This is a genomic window from Micrococcus sp. EYE_212 (genome assembly GCF_023147585.1).
Lineage (GTDB): Bacteria > Actinomycetota > Actinomycetes > Actinomycetales > Micrococcaceae > Micrococcus.
In genome coordinates this window covers 1-17,725 of sequence record NZ_JAHXOZ010000020.1, presented here as the reverse complement: position 1 = coordinate 17,725, position 17,725 = coordinate 1, and the positions used below count along the sequence as shown (strand labels likewise).

General features: G+C 73.0%; 16 protein-coding genes and 3 tRNA genes. 14 read left to right on the top strand and 5 right to left on the bottom strand.

Going from position 1 to position 17,725, the window contains the following annotated elements; all coding sequences use genetic code 11:
* Positions 1–16: 16 nt before the first annotated feature.
* On the top strand, positions 17–859 hold the full coding sequence (locus tag KZX60_RS10980) for a class I SAM-dependent methyltransferase (protein ID WP_248118365.1): 843 nt from the start codon (positions 17–19) through the stop codon (positions 857–859).
* Between the two features lie 55 nt (positions 860–914).
* Here KZX60_RS10980 and KZX60_RS10975 read toward each other — a convergent pair whose 3' ends face one another.
* A complete protein-coding gene (locus KZX60_RS10975) occupies positions 915–1,220 on the bottom strand; it encodes a DUF2516 family protein (RefSeq protein WP_248118363.1) in 306 nt (101 codons plus the stop codon).
* Between the two features lie 85 nt (positions 1,221–1,305).
* Between KZX60_RS10975 and tmk the strand changes: the two genes are divergently transcribed.
* Positions 1,306–1,977 (top strand): dTMP kinase, encoded by a 672-nt coding sequence (gene tmk, locus KZX60_RS10970; RefSeq protein WP_248118362.1) that lies wholly within the window; start codon positions 1,306–1,308, stop codon positions 1,975–1,977.
* Positions 1,974–3,176: a DNA polymerase III subunit delta' gene (locus KZX60_RS10965; protein WP_248118360.1), complete on the top strand. Its 1,203-nt coding sequence runs from the start codon at positions 1,974–1,976 to the stop codon at positions 3,174–3,176. The genes tmk and KZX60_RS10965 overlap by 4 nt, the downstream gene beginning before the upstream one ends.
* Before the next feature lies 1 nt (position 3,177).
* Here the strand turns inward: KZX60_RS10965 and KZX60_RS10960 are convergent, their stop codons facing one another.
* The gene (locus KZX60_RS10960) at positions 3,178–3,975 is read right to left on the bottom strand and encodes an HAD family hydrolase (protein ID WP_248118358.1); all 798 of its coding nucleotides are present in this window, start codon (positions 3,973–3,975) and stop codon (positions 3,178–3,180) included.
* Between the two features lie 176 nt (positions 3,976–4,151).
* On the opposite strand from KZX60_RS10960, the gene KZX60_RS10955 reads away from it, so the two are divergent.
* A tRNA-Thr gene (locus KZX60_RS10955) sits at positions 4,152–4,225 on the top strand.
* A gap of 78 nt (positions 4,226–4,303) precedes the next feature.
* Here KZX60_RS10955 and KZX60_RS10950 read toward each other — a convergent pair.
* Complete coding sequence (locus tag KZX60_RS10950; RefSeq protein WP_248118356.1) at positions 4,304–4,753, bottom strand: hypothetical protein; 450 nt, start codon at positions 4,751–4,753, stop codon at positions 4,304–4,306.
* The gene (locus KZX60_RS10945) at positions 4,750–5,859 is read right to left on the bottom strand and encodes an NAD(P)H-quinone oxidoreductase (RefSeq protein WP_248118354.1); all 1,110 of its coding nucleotides are present in this window, start codon (positions 5,857–5,859) and stop codon (positions 4,750–4,752) included. Before KZX60_RS10945 ends, KZX60_RS10950 begins: the two co-directional genes overlap by 4 nt.
* 141 nt (positions 5,860–6,000) lie before the next feature.
* On the opposite strand from KZX60_RS10945, the gene KZX60_RS10940 reads away from it, so the two are divergent.
* From KZX60_RS10940 to KZX60_RS10930, 3 genes are all read left to right on the top strand, one after another.
* A tRNA-Ser gene (locus KZX60_RS10940) sits at positions 6,001–6,088 on the top strand.
* Between the two features lie 179 nt (positions 6,089–6,267).
* The gene (locus KZX60_RS10935) at positions 6,268–8,694 is read left to right on the top strand and encodes a bifunctional UDP-sugar hydrolase/5'-nucleotidase (RefSeq protein ID WP_248118352.1); all 2,427 of its coding nucleotides are present in this window, start codon (positions 6,268–6,270) and stop codon (positions 8,692–8,694) included.
* A 33-nt stretch (positions 8,695–8,727) separates the two neighbouring features.
* Complete coding sequence (locus tag KZX60_RS10930) at positions 8,728–11,523, top strand: ExeM/NucH family extracellular endonuclease (protein WP_248118350.1); 2,796 nt, start codon at positions 8,728–8,730, stop codon at positions 11,521–11,523.
* 111 nt (positions 11,524–11,634) lie between these two features.
* Here KZX60_RS10930 and KZX60_RS10925 read toward each other — a convergent pair whose 3' ends face one another.
* On the bottom strand, positions 11,635–13,602 hold the full coding sequence (locus KZX60_RS10925; protein WP_248118348.1) for an FAD/NAD(P)-binding protein: 1,968 nt from the start codon (positions 13,600–13,602) through the stop codon (positions 11,635–11,637).
* Positions 13,603–13,893: 291 nt separating this feature from the next.
* On the opposite strand from KZX60_RS10925, the gene KZX60_RS10920 reads away from it, so the two are divergent.
* From KZX60_RS10920 to KZX60_RS10890, 7 genes are all read left to right on the top strand, one after another.
* Positions 13,894–14,763 carry a PRC and DUF2382 domain-containing protein gene (locus KZX60_RS10920; RefSeq protein ID WP_248118346.1) on the top strand — a complete coding sequence of 290 codons (870 nt, stop codon included), beginning with the start codon at positions 13,894–13,896 and terminating at the stop codon, positions 14,761–14,763.
* A gap of 233 nt (positions 14,764–14,996) precedes the next feature.
* Positions 14,997–15,088: transfer RNA gene (locus tag KZX60_RS10915), tRNA-Ser, on the top strand.
* A 147-nt stretch (positions 15,089–15,235) separates the two neighbouring features.
* Positions 15,236–16,465, top strand: coding sequence for a site-specific integrase (locus tag KZX60_RS10910; RefSeq protein ID WP_248118345.1), 1,230 nt, complete (start codon positions 15,236–15,238; stop codon positions 16,463–16,465).
* A gap of 164 nt (positions 16,466–16,629) precedes the next feature.
* Positions 16,630–16,887, top strand: coding sequence for a helix-turn-helix domain-containing protein (locus tag KZX60_RS12030; protein ID WP_348983750.1), 258 nt, complete (start codon positions 16,630–16,632; stop codon positions 16,885–16,887).
* Entirely contained in the window at positions 16,884–17,219 is a 336-nt protein-coding gene (locus KZX60_RS10900; RefSeq protein ID WP_248118341.1) for a hypothetical protein, read from the top strand. The genes KZX60_RS12030 and KZX60_RS10900 overlap by 4 nt, the downstream gene beginning before the upstream one ends.
* Positions 17,216–17,503 carry a hypothetical protein gene (locus tag KZX60_RS10895; protein ID WP_248118339.1) on the top strand — a complete coding sequence of 96 codons (288 nt, stop codon included), beginning with the start codon at positions 17,216–17,218 and terminating at the stop codon, positions 17,501–17,503. Before KZX60_RS10900 ends, KZX60_RS10895 begins: the two co-directional genes overlap by 4 nt.
* Positions 17,500–17,725 (top strand): bifunctional DNA primase/polymerase (locus KZX60_RS10890; RefSeq protein WP_248118337.1); only part of this gene is annotated, 226 nt, incomplete at its 3' end. The genes KZX60_RS10895 and KZX60_RS10890, both read left to right, overlap by 4 nt.

Genomic DNA, 17,725 nt, shown 5'->3' with positions numbered 1-17,725 from the left:
GCCTAGGCTGGCGGCCATGGTGGAGAAGGCCCGGCGGCTGCGCGCGCCCGTGACGGCGGCCCGCGGCGTGGCGCGCGGGCCCCAGGGGCACGTCACGCGGGGCACGACCTTCGCCCAGCGCATGCGCCGGGTCGACCGCTGGCTCGCCGACGTCCATGGCCCCCTGCTGCGCCGCACCCCGAGGCCCCTCGTGGTGGACCTCGGCTTCGGCGCCGAGCCCGTGACCGCCGTCGAGATGTTCCACCGCCTGCGCGCCGTGAACCCGGAGCTCGAGCTGACGGGCCTGGAGATCGACCCGGCACGCGTGGCCCGTGCCCGTGAGCGCGCAGCCGGCGTCCCCGGGCTGACATGGGAGGTGGGCGGCTTCGAACTGGCGGTCCCCCGCGCGCCGACGGTGGTGCGGGCCTTCAACGTGCTGCGCCAGTACCGCGAGGAGGATGTGCCCGACGTGTGGGCCATGATGCGGTCCCGCCTCGCCGAGGGCGGCGTGCTCGTGGAGGGCACGTGCTCCGAGGACGGGCGGCGGGCGGCGTGGGTGGACCTGCGCCCGGAGGGGCCTCACTCGCTCACGGTGGCGATGCGCTTCGGCGCCTTCGCCCGGCCCAGCGACGTCGCCGAGCGCCTCCCCAAGGCCCTCATCCACCGGCACGTGCCCGGCGAGCCCGTGCACCGGTTCCTCGCCGCCGCCGACGCGGCGTGGGAGCGCTTCGCCCCGCTCGCGCCCTACGGGCCGAGGCAGCGCTGGATCGCGACGGCGGACGCTCTGCGGACCGAGGGGTGGCCGGTGCTGGGGCGCGCGCACCAGTGGCGGCGCGGGGAGCTGAGCGTGCGCTGGGACGCGGTGGCGCCGTCGGCGTGATGCGGGCGGGAGCGGCGCGGAGCCTCAGCCCTCAGCGGCCGAGCAGGCGGAGCGTTCAGCGGCTGTAGAGGCGCAGCTCTCCGCGCGGACCGGCGAGGTAGACGGCGGCCACGCAGACCGCAGCGATGCTGAACATGCCGAGGCCGGCGCCCATGAGCAGGCCCATCGCGCCCACCGCGAGCGCGATGCCGGTGAGCAGCAGCCAGAAGCTGCGGTCCCGCTGGCCGGCACGCAGGAATTCGGCGGGGCCGCGGCGGAGCACGTCCGCGAACGCCCAGATCTCGACGCCCACGGCCACGAGCGCCATCGCCTGGAACAGCCAGTGCTCGAACGTGAGGGCGAAGACCATGGGAGCGCTCATGCCCGCCAGTCTAGAGGCAGGGGGGCGCCGGGCGGCGTCGTCCACAGGGTGCCTCGGCGTCCACCCCTCCGTCTAGGCTCGGGGGGTGAGCACCTCGCCCGAGCACCCCGGAGCAGCGCATCCCGGCCTGTTCGTCGCCCTCGAAGGCACGGACGGCTCCGGGAAGTCGACGCAGGCGCGCGCCCTCGCTGAGGCCCTGCGCGCGGCCGGACGGGACGTGCTGCTCACCCGCGAGCCCGGCGGATCGGACCTGGGCGAGCTCCTCCGGGCGCTCATCCTGGATCCGGCGCACGCCCCCGTGGATCCGCGCACGGAGGCCCTGCTCTTCGCGGCGGCCCGCTCCGCCCACGTGGAGCGCACGCTGCGCCCCGCTCTCGCGGCCGGGCGCGTCGTGATCACGGACCGGTACGTGGACTCCTCGATCGCCTATCAGGGGGCCGTGCGCGGCCTGGGCGCGCCGCGGATCGCCGAGCTGAACGCGTGGGCCACGGACGGGCTCGTCCCGGACCTCACCGTGCTGCTGGACGCGGAACCGGAGACGGCCGCCGGTCGCCGCACCGGGCGCGAGCGCGCCGGGGGCGGTGCCCCGGACCGGATGGAGCAGGAGACGGCCTCGGCCCACGGCACCCTGCGCGCCGCGTTCCTGGCCCGCGCCCACCAGGAGCCCGCGCGCTACCTCGTGCTGGACGCGGCGCGCCCGCCGGAGGAGCTGACCCGCCGCATCGTGGAGCGCGTCCTGACGGCGGCGGCCCGATGATCGGGGAGACGGCGCCGGAGACCGCCGGCGTGTTCGCCGACCTCGCGGGCCAGGACGCGGTCGTGGCCCAGCTGCGGCGCGCCGCGGCCGAGGAGCGCCCCACGCATGCGTGGCTCTTCACCGGCCCTCCCGGCTCCGGGCGCTCGACGGCGGCGCGCGCCTTCGCCGCCGCCCTGCAGTGCGAGTCCCCCGATCCCCTGCAGCGCGGCTGCGGGCGGTGCCACGCGTGCCGCACCGCCCTGGCGGGGACGCATCCGGACGTCACCGTGCTGGCCACGGAGGGCGTGAGCTACCGGATCGAGGACGTGCGCGCCCTCGTGGAGACCGGCCAGTCCACCCCCGCCACGGGCCGGTGGCGGATCTTCCTCATGGAGGACGCGGACCGCATGACCGAGCGGGCCACCAACGTGCTGCTCAAGGCCATCGAGGAGCCCCCGGAGCGGACCGTCTGGATGCTCTGCTCGCCCTCCCCGGCGGACGTGCTGCCCACCATCCGCTCCCGCTGCCGGCTCGTGACCCTGCGGATCCCGGCCGTCGAGGACGTGGCCGCGCTGCTGCACCGCCGGGACGGGCTGGACACGGACACCGCGCTCCTCACCGCCCGGATCTCGCAGTCCCACGTGGGCATGGCCCGGCGCCTGGCCCGGGACCCCGAGGCGCTGCGCCGCCGGGAGGCCGTCCTCTCCCTGCCCCTGCGGGCCACCGCGGTCTCCGATGCGATGGCGACGGCGGCCGAGCTGGCCGAGGTCTCCCGCGCCGAGGCGGAGTCCTCCTCGGCCGCGCGGGACGCGGAGGAGCTGGCCGGGCTGCGCCGCGCGCTCGGCATCGAGGGCTCGGAGGCCGTGCCGCCCAAGCTGCGCCATCACGTCAAGCGCCTCGAGGAGGAGCAGGCCCGGCGCCGCAAGCGCTCCGTGCGGGACGCGCTGGACCGGGCGATGATCGACGTGATCGGCCTCTTCCGGGACGTGCTGCGCGTGCAGCTGGGCGCGGAGGGCGAGCTGATCAACGAGCACCGCCGCGCGGAGATCGAGGCGTACGCACGCGGGGCCGCGGGCTCCTCGGCGGACGTGGTGGCCCGGATCGACGCCGTGGCCCAGGCCCGGACCCGGCTCGCCGGCAACGTGCCGGAGCAGCTGGCCCTGGAGGCCATGATGCTCGCGCTCCTGCCGCGCCGGGCCCGTTCCGGCGCTCGCGGCTGAGTCAGCCGCGGACCTCGACGAGCCCGGGGACCTGGCCGAGCGAGTCGACCACGTGGTCGGCGCCGGCCTCCCACAGCTGCCCGGCGTCGCCCTCCCCCGAGCGCACGCCCACCACCAGCCCCGCGCCCGCGCGGCGCCCCGCCAGGATGTCGGCGGCCGTGTCCCCCACCGTGAGCACGCTGCGCACGTCCTCGTGGTCGAGGGCGAGCAGGGCCGTGAGCGTCATGTCCGGGTAGGGCACGCCGCGGCCCGCGTCGTCGGGAGAGAGGCTGAGGTCCGCGAGGCCCATCCAGCCCAGGGACTCGAGGATCATGTTCTGCGTGTGGCGGGCGTATCCGGTGCACAGGCACAGGTCCAGGCCGAGCTCCCTCAGGCGCGTGAGCGCCTCCTCCGCCCCCGGCACGGCCCGCACGCCGTGCTCGGCGAGCAGCCGGTCGAAGGCGGTCTCGAATGAGCGGGTGGCGGCCAGCGCGGCCGCGCGCTCGGGGAACACCTCTCGGAACACCGCGCTGCGGGAGGTGCCCCGCTGCTGCTCGAAGGTGCGGACCGCCCGATCGTGCTCGGGCGTCCCAGGCGTCACGCCGTGTGCCGCGAGGGCCTCGGAGAACGCGGTGTCCTGCAGCCCTCCCTCCACGATCGAGGTCCCGGACATGTCCACCACGGCCAGGCGCAGCGGGACGTCCGAGGGGCGCGGAGACCGGGCGGGGACGGCGGACGGCTCGGCGGGCCTCCCGCCCACGGCCCGGGGAACGGTGTGGCCTGGGCCGAGACGGACGGGGGCGGCGGGGTGCAGGCGCATGGGACGGCTCCAAGGGTGGGATCGGCTGGACCCCAGTCCATCCCGGCCAGCTGACGGGCGCATGGCGGCCGGGTGAACGCCGCCGGAGGATCCGGTCACGATCGCATATCGGGTGCCGGTGGAATCGGCGCTCCGAACCGGGTATGATGGACTGCCGTGGCCGTTGCCGGTCACGTGCCTCCTTAGCTCAGCTGGCCAGAGCAGCTCCCTCGTAAAGAGCAGGTCGCCGGTTCGAATCCGGCAGGGGGCTCCCACGGACCCCGTCACCTCCTCGAGGCGGCGGGGTCCTTCCCGTTCCGGGACCGGCGCGGGCGTGCGCCCGGGCGGATCACCCCCGGGACGCCAGCTCCTCCGCGCGTGCCACGTGCCCGAGCGTCCGCTCCGCGTGGCGGCTCACGGCGTCCGCCGTCCCCTGGCCCAGCCGGAACATCGCGGCGGCCTGGGCCGTGGCGGCGAGCTCGTGGGAGGCCCGGGAGAGCTCCCGGTGCACCTCGGACACCGCGGTGGGGATGTGCTCGCCGTCGCCGGGGTGGGTCTCCTGCAGTCGCACGCACAGCGCCCGCACGGCGGGGACGCGGTCCGCGAGCACGTTGCCGGCGTAGACGACGCCGTTGTGCTCCTCCGGCGTGAGCGCGCTGGGGCTGCGCGCGTCCTGGACCACCTGCCAGTAGCGGTCCATCGCGCGCACGAAGCGGTCGTGGCTGCGTCGCCACAGGCCGGTGCCCAGCTCCCGGTCGTCGCTGCGCCCCTGCCGGAAGCGGGCGAAGGGCCCCCTCACGCGCGGGCCTCCGCGGCGCCGTCGCCGGGCTCGCCAGGCGCGTGATCCGCGTCGGCGGGGTCCGTCACGAGCAGGACCTTGCCCGCACGCGCGGCGTGGTCGAACCACTCCTGCGCGGCGGCCGCCTCGGCCAACGGGAAGCGCGCCGCCACGGACAGGTCGATCCGCCCCGCGGCCACGAGCGGGGACACGGCCCTCTCCGTCCCCGCCACGATCCGCGCCTTCTCCACCACCGGCCGCGAGCGCAGCGTGGCGCCCGTGAGCCACCCGCGCTTGGCCACGAGCCGCATGAGGTTGAACCCCTCGGCCTTGACCCCGCCCTGCGCGGCGATCACGACGATCCGGCCCTCCTCCGCCAGGCACCGCACGTTCGCGTCCAGGTAGGGCCCGCCGACGACGTCGAGGATCACGTCCGCCCCGCGCCCGCCCGTGCGCTCGAGCACCCACTCCGCGAACGCGCCCGGCTCGGCGGCCCGGTGGTCGAAGACGTCCTCGGCCCCGAGCGCGCGGACGCGCTCGCACTTCTGCGGCCCGCCCGCCGTGGAGAGGACGCGCCCGCCGATCGCCGCGAGGTATTGGACGGCGAACGAGCCGATCCCGCCGGAGCCCCCGTGCACGAGCACGACGTCGCCCGCGCGCACGCCGCCTCGCTCGGACATCGTGGACCACACCGTGCACGCCACCTCCGGAAGGGCGGCCGCGTCCACCAGGTCCACCCCGTCCGGCACCGCCATGAGCTGGCCCGCGGGGACGGCCACGTACTCCGCGTACCCGCCGCCGGCGAGCAGCGCACACACCTCGTCGCCCACGGCGAACCGGCCCTCCCCCGGCAGCCCGGCCGCCGGGCCGACCTCCACGACGGTGCCCGACACCTCGAGGCCGGGGATCTCCGAGGCGCCCGACGGCGGCGGATACACCCCGGCGCGCTGCATCAGGTCCGCCCGGTTCAGCCCCGCGGCGGCCACGCGGACGAGCACCTCCCCCGGCCCGACGGCGGGGCGCGCCTCGCGCGCGGCCCGGATCCCGGCGTCGCCCTCCCCGCCCGTGTACCGCACCGCGAGCATCTCCCCGTGCCCGGCCTCTGCACTCGTCCCGTGCTCGTCCATGACGTCTCCTCGCCTCGTTCCGCGTCCTGACTCCTCCTCCCATCATCTCCCCGCCCGCGGCGCGGCGGCCACCGGGCCCGAGCCTCCCGCGGGGCGAGTCGGTAGAGTTGCCCGAGCGGTTCGAGAGCGGACCGCGGTCGAGGATGGTTGTCCGAGCGGCCGAAGGACCCGGTCTTGAAAACCGGTGTGCAGCAACCCTGCACCGTGGGTTCGAATCCCACACCATCCGCGCCGTCCCGGGCGGCGGCGGCCAGCACGGGCCGCCGCCGCCCGGCGCTGGCCCCACTCACCCGTCATTCTCTCCCCACCCGGCGTTCATCCGGAGGTCACCTCACGGTGCTGTGATCGGGGGTGATGCGCCACGCACCGCGCGGCACCGCCTCATCACCACGCACCCCGGGGAGAACCATGTCCAGCCTGTTCAGCCGCCGCACCGCGGCCACCGTCGTCTGCACCACCCTGATCCTCGCGCCCGCGAGCGCCATGCCCGCCCTCGCCGTCGAGACGTCCGCGGCGGACGAGAAGACCATCTCGATCCTCTCGTTCAACGACTTCCACGGCGCCCTCTCCTCCGGCTACTCGGGCACCCAGTTCGCCGACACCGTGGAGGACTACCGCACCGCGTTCGAGGCCGAGCACGGCGCGGACTCCGTGCTGCTCACCTCCGCGGGCGACCTGATCGGCGGCTCCGCCTCGGTCTCCAACGTGCAGCAGGACAACCCCACGATCGACATCATGAACGCCCTGGGCCTGGAGGCCCTCGCCGCGGGCAACCACGAGTTCGACAAGGGCCTGGACGACCTCCAGGGCCGCGTCGCCGAGCGCGCCGACTTCCCGGTGCTCTCCGCCAACTTCGTGGACCCGACCTCCAAGGAGCCCGTCCTCACCTCCCACGTGATCCGCGAGGTCAACGGCGTGCGCGTGGCCGTGATCGGCGCCTCCCCGAACGAGCTGTACGCCACCACCACGGGCGCCGGCCTCGAGGGCAACCTGGTCATCGACATGGTGGACGCCGTCAACGCGGTGGCCACGCAGATCGAGAACGAGGGCTCCGCGGACGTGATCGTGGCCTCGTACCACGACGGCGCCGCCGGCAGCGGCGACCTGGCCTCCGAGCTCGCCGACCGCGAGGTCTTCCAGCGCATGGTGGAGGACACCGTCCCCGCCGTGGACGTCATCTTCAACGGTCACACCCACCAGCTCTACCAGTACTCCACCGAGAACGGCGGCGTGGCCCGCCCCGTGATGCAGGCCGCGCAGTCCGGCAAGAACCTCGCCGCCGTCGAGCTCACCCTGGACGCCTCCGGCGAGGTCACCTCGGTGACGCAGCAGATGCTGGAGCGCTCCACCCAGGATCCCGCCGAGGCAGCCGCCGAGTCGGCCGTCACCGCCGAGGTCTACGAGATCGAGCAGGAGGCCGTGAAGGTCTTCGAGGAGATGCAGTCCGAGGTCGTCGCCGACCTGGACGGCTCGATCACCACCGACTACCGGAAGCTCATCGAGGCCGGGAAGCCGTGGAAGGCCGGCGGCACCCGCATGGCCGAGACCACGCTGGGCAACTGGGTCGGCGACGCCGTGAAGCACGCCGCCTCCGCCGTCAACCCCGCGGTGGACCTCGGCGTGACCAACCCCGGCGGCCTGCGCTCCGAGCTGCTCGAGGACCAGTTCAACGACGGCGGCACGTTCACCTCCAAGGGCGACCTCACCGGCCAGCTGACCCTCGGCGAGCTGCTGGACGTCGCGCCGTTCGGCAACACCATCGCCTACTTCGACATCCCGGGCTCCTCCATCAAGGAGGCCATCGAGCAGAACTGGCGCGACGGCGAGCGCCGCTTCACCCTCGGCTGGTCCGAGAACCTGACCTGGACCTACGACGACTCCCGCGCCCAGGGCGACAAGGTCACCGGCATCTGGATCGACGGCGAGCCGATCGACATGGACGCCATGTACACCGTGGCCACGCAGTCCTTCCTGGCGGACGACACCTGGGTGGCCCTCGGCGACCCGGCCAAGGCCCCCGACGGCTACTCCGCTTTCGCGCAGGGCCGTGAGAACTTCGTCAACACGGGCCTGCTCGACTCCCAGGCGGTCGAGGACTACGCGCGGGCCCAGGCCGCCGAGGACGGCGCCGTCGCCCCCGACTACGCGAAGAAGAGCGTGCCGGTCACCGGCGCCCCGGCCACCGTGACCGCGGGCGAGGAGATCGTCCTCACCCTCGGCGACCTGGTGATCGACTCCGACGGCGCCCCCGCCGCCACCGCCGTGGACGTCGCCTTCGTGGGCACGGACGGCACCGCCGTGGAGCTGGGCACCGTGGAGGTGCCCGCCGGCGCTGAGACCGTGACCCTCTCGGGCATCACCGCCCCGGCCACCGCCGGCGCCGGTGAGCTGCGCATGACCGTGCGCTACGCCGACGGCACCGAGACCGTGGTGCGCCACGCCCTCGAGGTGCTGGCCGCCGAGGTCCCCGCCGAGCCGACCGACCCGACCGAGCCGACCACCCCGGCTCAGCCGGCCGAGCCGGCCGTCCCCGCGCAGCCCGGCCACCCGGAGAAGCCTGCTCAGCCCGCCAAGCCCGCGCAGCCCGGCCACCCGGAGAAGCCGGCCAAGCCCGCCAAGCCCGCCAAGCCCGCGCAGCCCGCGCAGCCCGGCCACCCGGAGAAGCCGGCCAAGCCCGCCAAGCCGGCCGAGTCCGACACCGCCGAGCACACCGTCCCCACCAAGGTGCAGACCGGCGATGAGGCCGCGTGGTGGCTCGCCGGGATCGCCGCGCTCGGTGCGGGTGCGCTCGTGCGCTTCCGCAAGGCCTTCGGCACCGCCCCCACCGGCCGCTGAGACGACGACAGACTGAGAAGAGAGACAACGATCATGCCGATCTCCCTGCGCCGCACGCGCCCCGCCGCCGTCTTCGCGGCCCTCACCCTGCTGGCCCCCGCCGTGGTGGCCGGCCCAGCCATGGCCTCCCCCTCCGGCGACAGCCTCGTGATCAACGAGGCGTACACCAACGGCGGCTCCGCCAACGCGGTGTACACCGACAAGTTCGTCGAGCTCTACAACCCCACGGACGAGCCCATCTCGCTTGAGGGCTGGTCGCTGCAGTACCGCTCCGGCACCGGCACGGGCGCCACCAACAACACCGTCGCCCTGAGCGGCGTGGTCCCGGCCCACGGCCACTTCCTGATCCAGGGCGGCTCCAACGGCACCTCCGGCGAGGCGCTCCCGACGCCGGACCTCAACGCGGGCGGCTCGTTCAACCCCGCCGGCACCAAGGGCGCCATCGTGCTCGCGGACCAGGCGGGCACCCTGGCGGGTCTGCCCGTCGGCTCCGTGACCGACGAGACCGCCGGCGTCGCCGACCTGCTGGGCTACGGCTCCACCAACACCTACGAGACCGCTCCCTCCGGCGCCCCCTCGGCCAACGCGGACCCGAAGTCTCTGACCCGCGCGGACGGCGTGGACACGAACGACAACTCCGCGGACTTCACCGTCACCGCCGACGTGACGCCGATGAACTCCACGAGCTCCTCCACGGAGCCCACGGATCCGACCGACCCCGTCGATCCGGTCGACCCGGTCGAGCCCGCCCCGGTGGAGCACGTCACCATCGCCGAGATCCAGGGCACCGGCGCCGTGTCCCCGCTCGAGGGCCAGTCCGTCGCCACCACCGGCGTCGTCACCGCGGTGTACTCCACGGGCGGCTACAACGGCTACTACATCCAGACGGCGGGCACCGGCGGCGACGCCGTCGACGCCAGCCCGGGCGCGTCGGACGGCCTGTTCGTGTACTCCCCGGACACGGTCGGCACCGTCGCGATGGGCGACCACGTGCAGGTCACCGGCACGGTCTCCGAGTACTACGGCCTCACGCAGATCCGCGTGGACGCCGGCGGCGTGACCGCCCTGGCCGACGGCGCCGCCGTCGCCCCCACCGCGGTGGAGTTCCCCCTCACCGAGGCCCAGCGCGAGGCCCACGAGGGCGAGCTGCTCGCCCCCCAGGGCGAGTGGACCGTGACGGACAACTACAGCCTGAACCAGTACGGCTCGCTCGGGATCGTGCCGGGCACCGATCCGCTGGACAACCCGACGTCGGTCGCGCTGCCCGGCGCCGACGCCCAGGCCGTGGCCGCCGCGAACGCGGAGAAGCTGATCGTCCTCGACGACGGCTCGACCGTGAACTTCTTCCGCTCCCCCGGCAATCAGAACCCGCTGCCCTACCTCGACGCGGACCAGCCCGTCCGCGTGGGTGCCGGCCTCGAGTTCACCACCGGCGTCATCCTGGACTACCGCTTCGGCGCGTGGTCCTTCCAGCCGCTGGGCCACCTCACCGACGCCACGGCGTCGACCGTGCAGCCCGTCTCCATCGAGAACACGCGCGTGGAGGAGGCGGCCCCGGAGGAGCTCGGCGGCAACGTGACCGTGGGCAGCTTCAACGTTCTGAACTACTTCACCACCCTCGGTGAGGATGTGCCGGGCTGCTCCGCCTACTACGACAACGACGGCGACCCGGTGGCCACCAAGGACTGCCTCCCCCGCGGCGCCTACACCGATGAGGCCTTCGCTCGCCAGCAGGCCAAGATCGCCGCCGCGATCAACGGCATGGACACCTCCGTGGTGGCCCTCGAGGAGATCGAGAACTCCGAGAAGTTCGGCCTGGACCGCGACCACGCGCTCGCGCACCTGGTGGACGCCCTCAACGAGCAGTCGGGCTACGAGAAGTGGGCGTACGTCGCCTCCCCCGCGGACCGTCCCGCCGTCGAGGACGAGGACGTCATCCGCAGCGCCTTCATCTACCAGCCCGCCGAGGTCACCCCGGTCGGCGAGTCCGTGATCCTGGACGACCAGGTGAACTTCGACAACGCCCGCGAGCCCATGGCCCAGGTCTTCCGCGTGGCGGACGCCTCCGGCGACGGCGTGGAGGGCACCGAGTTCATCGCGATCACCAACCACTTCAAGTCCAAGGGCGGCTCCGGCGCCACCGGCGAGAACGTGGACTCCGGCGACGGGCAGGGCGCCTACAACGCGGACCGCGTCGGCCAGGCCGAGGCCCTCGTGGCCTTCGCGGAGCAGATGAAGGTGCTGGCCGGGACCGACAAGGTCCTGCTGATGGGCGACTTCAACTCCTACGAGAAGGAGGACCCCATCCGCGTCCTCGAGGAGGCCGGCTACATCTCCCAGGGTGCGCTCACCGACGAGTACTCGTACGTCTTCGGCGGCAGCGTGGGCAGCCTGGACGGCATCTACGCCTCGCCCGCGGCCTCGGCCGCGATCACGGGCCAGGACATCTGGATGATCAACGCCAACGAGTCCGTGGCCCTCGAGTACTCGCGCCACGACTACGTGGAGGAGGACTTCTACTCCCCGGACCAGTGGCGCTCCTCGGACCACAACCCGATCCTCGTGGGCATGCAGCTCGACGCCCCCGCGACCGAGCCGGTCGACCCCGTGGACCCGGTCGATCCCACGGATCCCACGGATCCCACCGATCCGGCCCCGGGCGGCCAGTGCGAGGACGTCACGCACCCGTCCAAGGGCAAGGGCAAGGGGAACGGCGGCTTCTCCGCCGCCGAGTGGATGCGCTGCACCGGCATGCACCCCGGCAAGGGCCACGACGGCTCCCACCCGGGCAAGGGCAAGGGCCGGGTCCTCGTGCCCGCCGCCGGCTGATCGGCTGACCCCTCGCACGACGGCGGGGCCGCCCGGGAGATGATCCCGGGCGGCCCCGCCGTCGTCGTCGGCCCGCCCCACCGCGTCAGCGCGGGGACCGGTCCCCCGTGCTCACCCCGCGGGTCGGCCTCCGAGCAAGACGCGGGCCGCCGCATCCGCGTCCCCGAGGAAGAGGGCGCGGCCGTCCGGGTCCGCACCCGCCTCTGCGGCGATCGCGGTGCCCCACTGCACCCCGGAGAGCTGCAGACCGAGCACGAGGATGCGCTCGTGCACGCGGCCGTCAGCGGCGCGGAGCCGGTGGGGCCGTCCGGTCACGTCGAACCCTGTCGAGGGGAGCCGGGCGCCCTCCTCGTCCTCCCAGACGCCGGTGGCCGCCACGCCGTCGGCCAGCATCTGGCGCACGAGGGGCGTCGAGGCGGAGCGCACGCGGTTGGGCGGCATCATGGCCTCCACGAGCCACGTCCCCGAGGCCGCCGCCGGCACGCGGGAGTCCGCGGCGCCCACCTGAGGGCTGTGCACGCGGAAGGCGTCCTCGCCGTCGGCCTCGACCGTGGGCCACGGCCCCGACCAGGTCAGCAGGCCCGCCCGGTGCACGGCCAGCATCTGCTCCACGCGCCACAGGGGCGGGCCCGAGGCCAGCCCCTCCACGAGGGGCTCGAACCAGCCCTGCACGTCCTTGATCCTCGACGCCTCGGTGATCCGCCCCTGCGCCACCCACTGCTTGATGCGCAGTCGCCCGGCGTGCAGGGCGCCGACCGCCATCATGAACGGGGAGCCCTCGCCGCGCGCCGCCTCCCCGCAGGCCTGCCCCACGTAGTGGGACACGGCCGCCTGGTACTCCTCGTCGCTGTCGAACACCTGGTCCCGGAAGGGCTCGGCGTACGCCAGGATGTCGAGGAAGCCGCGGTCGGGTGCGTACTGGCGGAGCAGGTCCGCCGCATGCATCGACGTGACGGGGGCGCCCCGCCCGGCCTCCTCCAGCAGGCCCACGAGCTCCCCGAGGAAGCGGCGGGCCGCCACGGGCCCGCCGAGGATCTCCGGCTGCGTGCGCGCCATCGTCGCGTAGTAGTGGCGCACCACGTCCCGGTGAAGCAGCGGCCAGACGTGCTCGGCGAGGTCCAGCTCCCCGTGCTCGGCCAGCAGGCCGTCGACGACGGCGTCGGAGAGGTAGGAGAGCGCCACTCCGCGCGGAACGAACGCGTCCACCTCCGCCTTCGGCAGGTACGGCACGCCGCGCCGCGACATCAGGCGCAGGGAGGGCTCGCGGCCCGAGGGCTCGTAGCGCAGCGCCCGGCCGGCCCCGTCTCCGGTCCGGTGGAACGCGCCGCCCCGGCCGAGGGTCAGCTGGGCCATCAGGTCGAAGGCGTTCAGGCCCATGCCGCGCACCAGCACGGACGCACCGGGCTCCACCGCGGACCAGTGCACGTCCGAGGGGATCTGCGGGCCCTGGTAGTGCAGGTGCGGCGATGCCTCGGCAGCCTCCGCCATGCGGCGCTGTCCCGCGCTCAGCTCGGCCGGCTGGTGGCCCAGGCACAGCACGACGGCGTCCGCCTCGAGCCGGCTCTCCTCGCCGCCGGCATGGCGCAGGGTGAGCTGCGCCCCGCCGTCGGGCCGCGGGTGCAGGGCGGTCGCCTCGGCGCGGTGCTCCCGGACCTCCACCACCTCGGGGCGGGCCCGCAGCATCTCCACCACCGTGTCGTAGAGGTGGCGCAGATAGCGCCCGTACGCGGCGCGGGCAGGGTATTGGTGCCGCTGGACGCCACGACTCTCCTGCGGATTCACCCGGCGCCACTGGTCGAAGGAGAGGGCGGCCGTCGAGGGCCGCAGCCCGGGGTTGTCGGCCGCGCTCGCCGTGGGGTAGAAGGCCGGCGTGTTCATGAAGTAGAGCTCGGACTGGTCCGTCCGCCATACCCGTCCGGGTCCCGGCCGGTACGGGTCCACCACATGGATGCTCAGCGCGGGAGAGCGGTGGAGGCTCCCCTGCTCGAGGTGCGCCAGCAGCCGCTCGAGGAGCATGACGCCGCGCGGCCCGGCGCCCACGATCGAGAGGCGACGGACGCCCTCTCTAGAATCTTGCACACTGCCTCCTGGGATTCCTTCCGGACTCGTCCGAAGCCTCGCCCGCGTAAAACCACACCCTATCGCCTTCCGTCAAGGCGTGGGATCCGCCGATCCTCGAGGTCGAGCCGAGAGGCGATCTCGCGGCGAATCCTTGACAGATCGCGGAATGAGGGGGGTGCTTCCCTCCCGGCTGTGAGAACCCTGGGAATAACCGCAAGTCGTGGATCGACGGTTGACGCGGAGGACGCTCGTGAGGAATTGTTCTTGTCGTACGGGAAAGAAAAAGCCCAACCCAGAAGGAGAAATACCATGGACCGCAACATGCTTGATCAGCTTCAGAACGCTTCCGTGTACGCCACCGATGGCGACAAGATCGGTTCCGTCGGCCAGGTCTACCTGGACGACGTCACCAACGAGCCGACCTTCGTGACCGTGAAGACCGGCCTCTTCGGCGCCAACGAGACCTTCATCCCGCTGCAGCAGGCGCAGACCACCGCCGACGGCATCACCGTCCCCTACGAGAAGGCCTTCGTGAAGGATGCCCCGAACGTGGACGCCGACGGCTCGCTGACCCCGCAGGAGGAGCAGCGCATCTACGAGTACTACTCCATGGAGTACACCGCCACTGAGGGCCACGTGGAGGACCGCCGCGACGTGGACACCACCGCCGGCGTCGTCGGCGACCGCGACGTCGTCGACACCGACCGCGACGTCGTCGACACCGACCGCGACGTCGTCGACACCGACCGTGACGTCGTCGACACCGACCGCCGCGAGGTGAACGACGCTGACGGCGTCGTCGTCCGTGACGAGCACCTGAACGTCGGCACCGAGCGCAAGGCCTCCGGCCGTGTGCGTCTGCGCAAGCAGTCCTACACCACCACCGAGACCGTGGAGGTGCCCGTCACCCGCGAAGAGGTCGTCGTGGAGCGCGAGTCCGTGGATCCCAACTCCGCCGAGGCCCGTCGCGCCGACGCTGACGGCGAGGTCTCCGTGACCACCTACGAGGAGACCCCGGTCGTCGAGAAGACCGTGGAGGCCGAGAAGGTGTCCCTGGGCAAGCGCCAGATCCAGGAGACCGAGACCGTCTCCGAGGAGCTGCGCCACGAGGACGTCAAGATCGACGGTGACACCACCACCGATCGCGCCGACCTGAACGATCGCAACGACCGCATCTGAGTCACGCGACGCCCGGCCGCTGAGGTCGAGTGAGGCCGAAAGGGCCCCGGATCACCACGGTGATCCGGGGCCCTTTCGCCTGAGCCCTCTCTGTCCCGGCAGGGGAACGGGCGCCCGGCGGCGGTGCAGACGGTGCACGACGATCCCCGGCGCAGAGCCTTTGCCCTCTCTCCCCCGCGCAGGCTAAGCTGACCGGGTTCCCTGAACGCCGTCACGGCGCCGACGGAACGGATGGAGACGTGCCAGAGCGGCCGAATGGACTTCACTGCTAATGAAGGGCTCGGCGAAAGTTGAGCCGGGGGTTCAAATCCCCCCGTCTCCGCCAGGAAGGGCCGGAATCGTTGAGATTCCGGCCCTTTCCGCTTGTCTACGCGGATTCTGGCTGGTTTCCCATGTGCCATGCACGTTCACGAGTGGTCACAACGTACCATAGACGTAGACCACTGGAAGACTAGACCTGAGAGGGGGGCGCATGGCGGACCGTCGAAAGCTGCCCCAGGGCATCACCCGGAACCCCGGAGGCATGTACCGGGCGCGTCTGGGCGTTGACGGCGTGCAGCACTCGCTGGGCACGTTCGCCACGCTGGGAGACGCCCGCGCCGCCCTGGACATCGCCCGCGCCGAGAGGGCCCGTGACACGTTCATTCCGCCGGCCGAGCGTCGCGCCCAGCTCAAGGCCGAGCGGGAGGCCCGGCGCGCCCAGGCGGCGGCTGACGCCCGGACCGTCCGCGAGCTCGCCGAGGCGTGGTTGTCCTGGCAGGAGGCCCGAGGGCTCAAGCTCGGCAGCGTCTACACCTACCGGCGCCACCTGGAAGCGCACTTCCTACCCACATTCGGAGAGCGGCCCGTGGGCCACGTGACCGCCCTGGACCTCAACGCATGGCTGGACCACCTGGAAGAGTCCAAGAGTCCCGCCGGTGCCGCCCAGGTCCACCGGGTGGTGGCCGCCCTGTTCAAGTGGGCCACCGGCGACGCCGCCGAGCTCCCCCGCACGTTCACCCCGTGGCTGCTGACCTCGCCCGTACCCCCGCTGGCCGCCCGACGTCTGCGTCGCCCCAACCTGCCCCGGCGCAACCGGGAGACGCTGACGGACGCCGAGCTGTCCGCCCTGGCCGACCTCATGCCGGCCCCCGACCGGCTGGCCGTACTGCTGTCCGGGTGGTGCGCCCTGCGTATCGGGGAGGTGCTGGCCCTGCGCCGCCGGCACGTCACCACGGACGCCGAGGGCACCACGTGGATTCGCGTCGAGTCCCAGGTCCAGGCCCGCGGGTCCGGGGTGCGCGAGGAGTCGCCCAAGTCTGAGGCCGGCCGCCGGGAGATCCCCGTGCCGGCCGTGATCGCCGGCGACCTCGCCGCCCACCTGGACGAGCACGCGGCGCCCGGACCTGACGGGCTGCTGTTCCCGCGTGTCGGCGGCGGGAACCAGCTGAACAACCCGAACACGATCCGCAAGCGGTTCAACGCCGCGCTGGCGGAGCTCAACGCCCAGCGCCAGCGGGACGGGCTGCCGACCGTGGACAACTTCACCTGGCACGGCCTACGGCACACCGCCCTCACCCGTCTGGGCCAGGCCGGCGCCACCACGGCCGAGCTCAAAGCCTACGCCGGCCACAGCGACGGAAAATCCGTGGAGGTCTACCAGCACGCCGAGCGGCGGCGCCTGGTTGCGCTGACCGCTGAGCTGGGAACCGCGCCCCAGTGAGCACGTAATGGCGGACTTGAAGGGCGCTGGTGCCGCATGTATCCTTAGCTCTACGGCGTAGTATGCGCCGCGCGTAGCAGAGAAAGGCATCGCCTGTAAGAGTTCACGACGGTCCACCCGGACCGGCGGCCTAACGGCCCCACTTCCATCATGGAAGGCATGTCGTGACTTTGCGAGCCTCTGCACACTCCCAGGGCCGCGGATCGAGTCCCCTCTCTCCGCTCACTGCCCAACTCACCATCTCTGATGCTGCCACGCTGCTGGGGGCGTCTCCCAACACCGTCCGCCGCATGATCGCGCGCGGCGACCTCCGCGCCTACCGGTACGGTCCCAGGCTCATCCGCATTGATCCTGCCGACCTACACGCCCTGCGCGTGCCGGTCACCTCCCTGGCCGAGCTGCGGGGAGCTGATGCCCGTTGAGCGCCCCCACCGAACTTCAGACCCGCGTCACGCGCGGGGCCGGGCAGGGGGTGACCCTCTACGCCTTCCAGCACGAGTTGAAACAGCGCGACAAGCGCGCGGCCGTGGACGTCATCTGCGCCACGTTCCCCAGCGTCAGCCGCTCGTGGGCCAAGCGCCACTTGTCCCGCATTCAGACGATGGACGGTGCCGCCCTGGCCCAGTTCATCGCCTGCGCCGATCCCGTGACCTACGTTCGCCGGCTGGGCTGGATTGATCCGACCGGAGACACCGCCGCACGCAATGTGGATCGTGAGCGCCGCACCGCCATGAAGGCAGGTGCACGCGCGTGAACCTGGACATGACGAAGGGCCGCCCCGTCGCCCACGAAGCGGCCCCCTCGAAGAAGATCACCACCGCCATTCTACCCCGACCCGCCGATCTTTTGAACGGCGTTTTCGTGGTCCTCGTGGCCCGACAGAGCGCCGGAGAAGTCCGCTATCGCCGTTCGGTCTACTTCAACCTTCCCGCCGCCCAGCGCGCCCAGGATCGGGCCGTCATGCGCGGACAGGCCGCGTCCATCACCCTGTGCCGGCTGACCCCGGTCCACGAGTTCGACGGGGGGTACGCCTCTTGAGCGCCGCACTGATCGACGCCGCCCGTGAGCTGCACGCCCACGGGGTGAACGTGATCCCCGTCCGCGACGACGGCAGCAAGGCCCCGGCCCTGCGTGCCTGGCAGACGCACGCCACGACCGAGGATGACCTCGTGCAGTGGTTCGGCGGGGATGAGCCCCGCTACCGGGCTCTGGGGGCCGTCTGTGGGGCGCCCTCCGGTGGTCTGGAGCTGCTGGAGATTG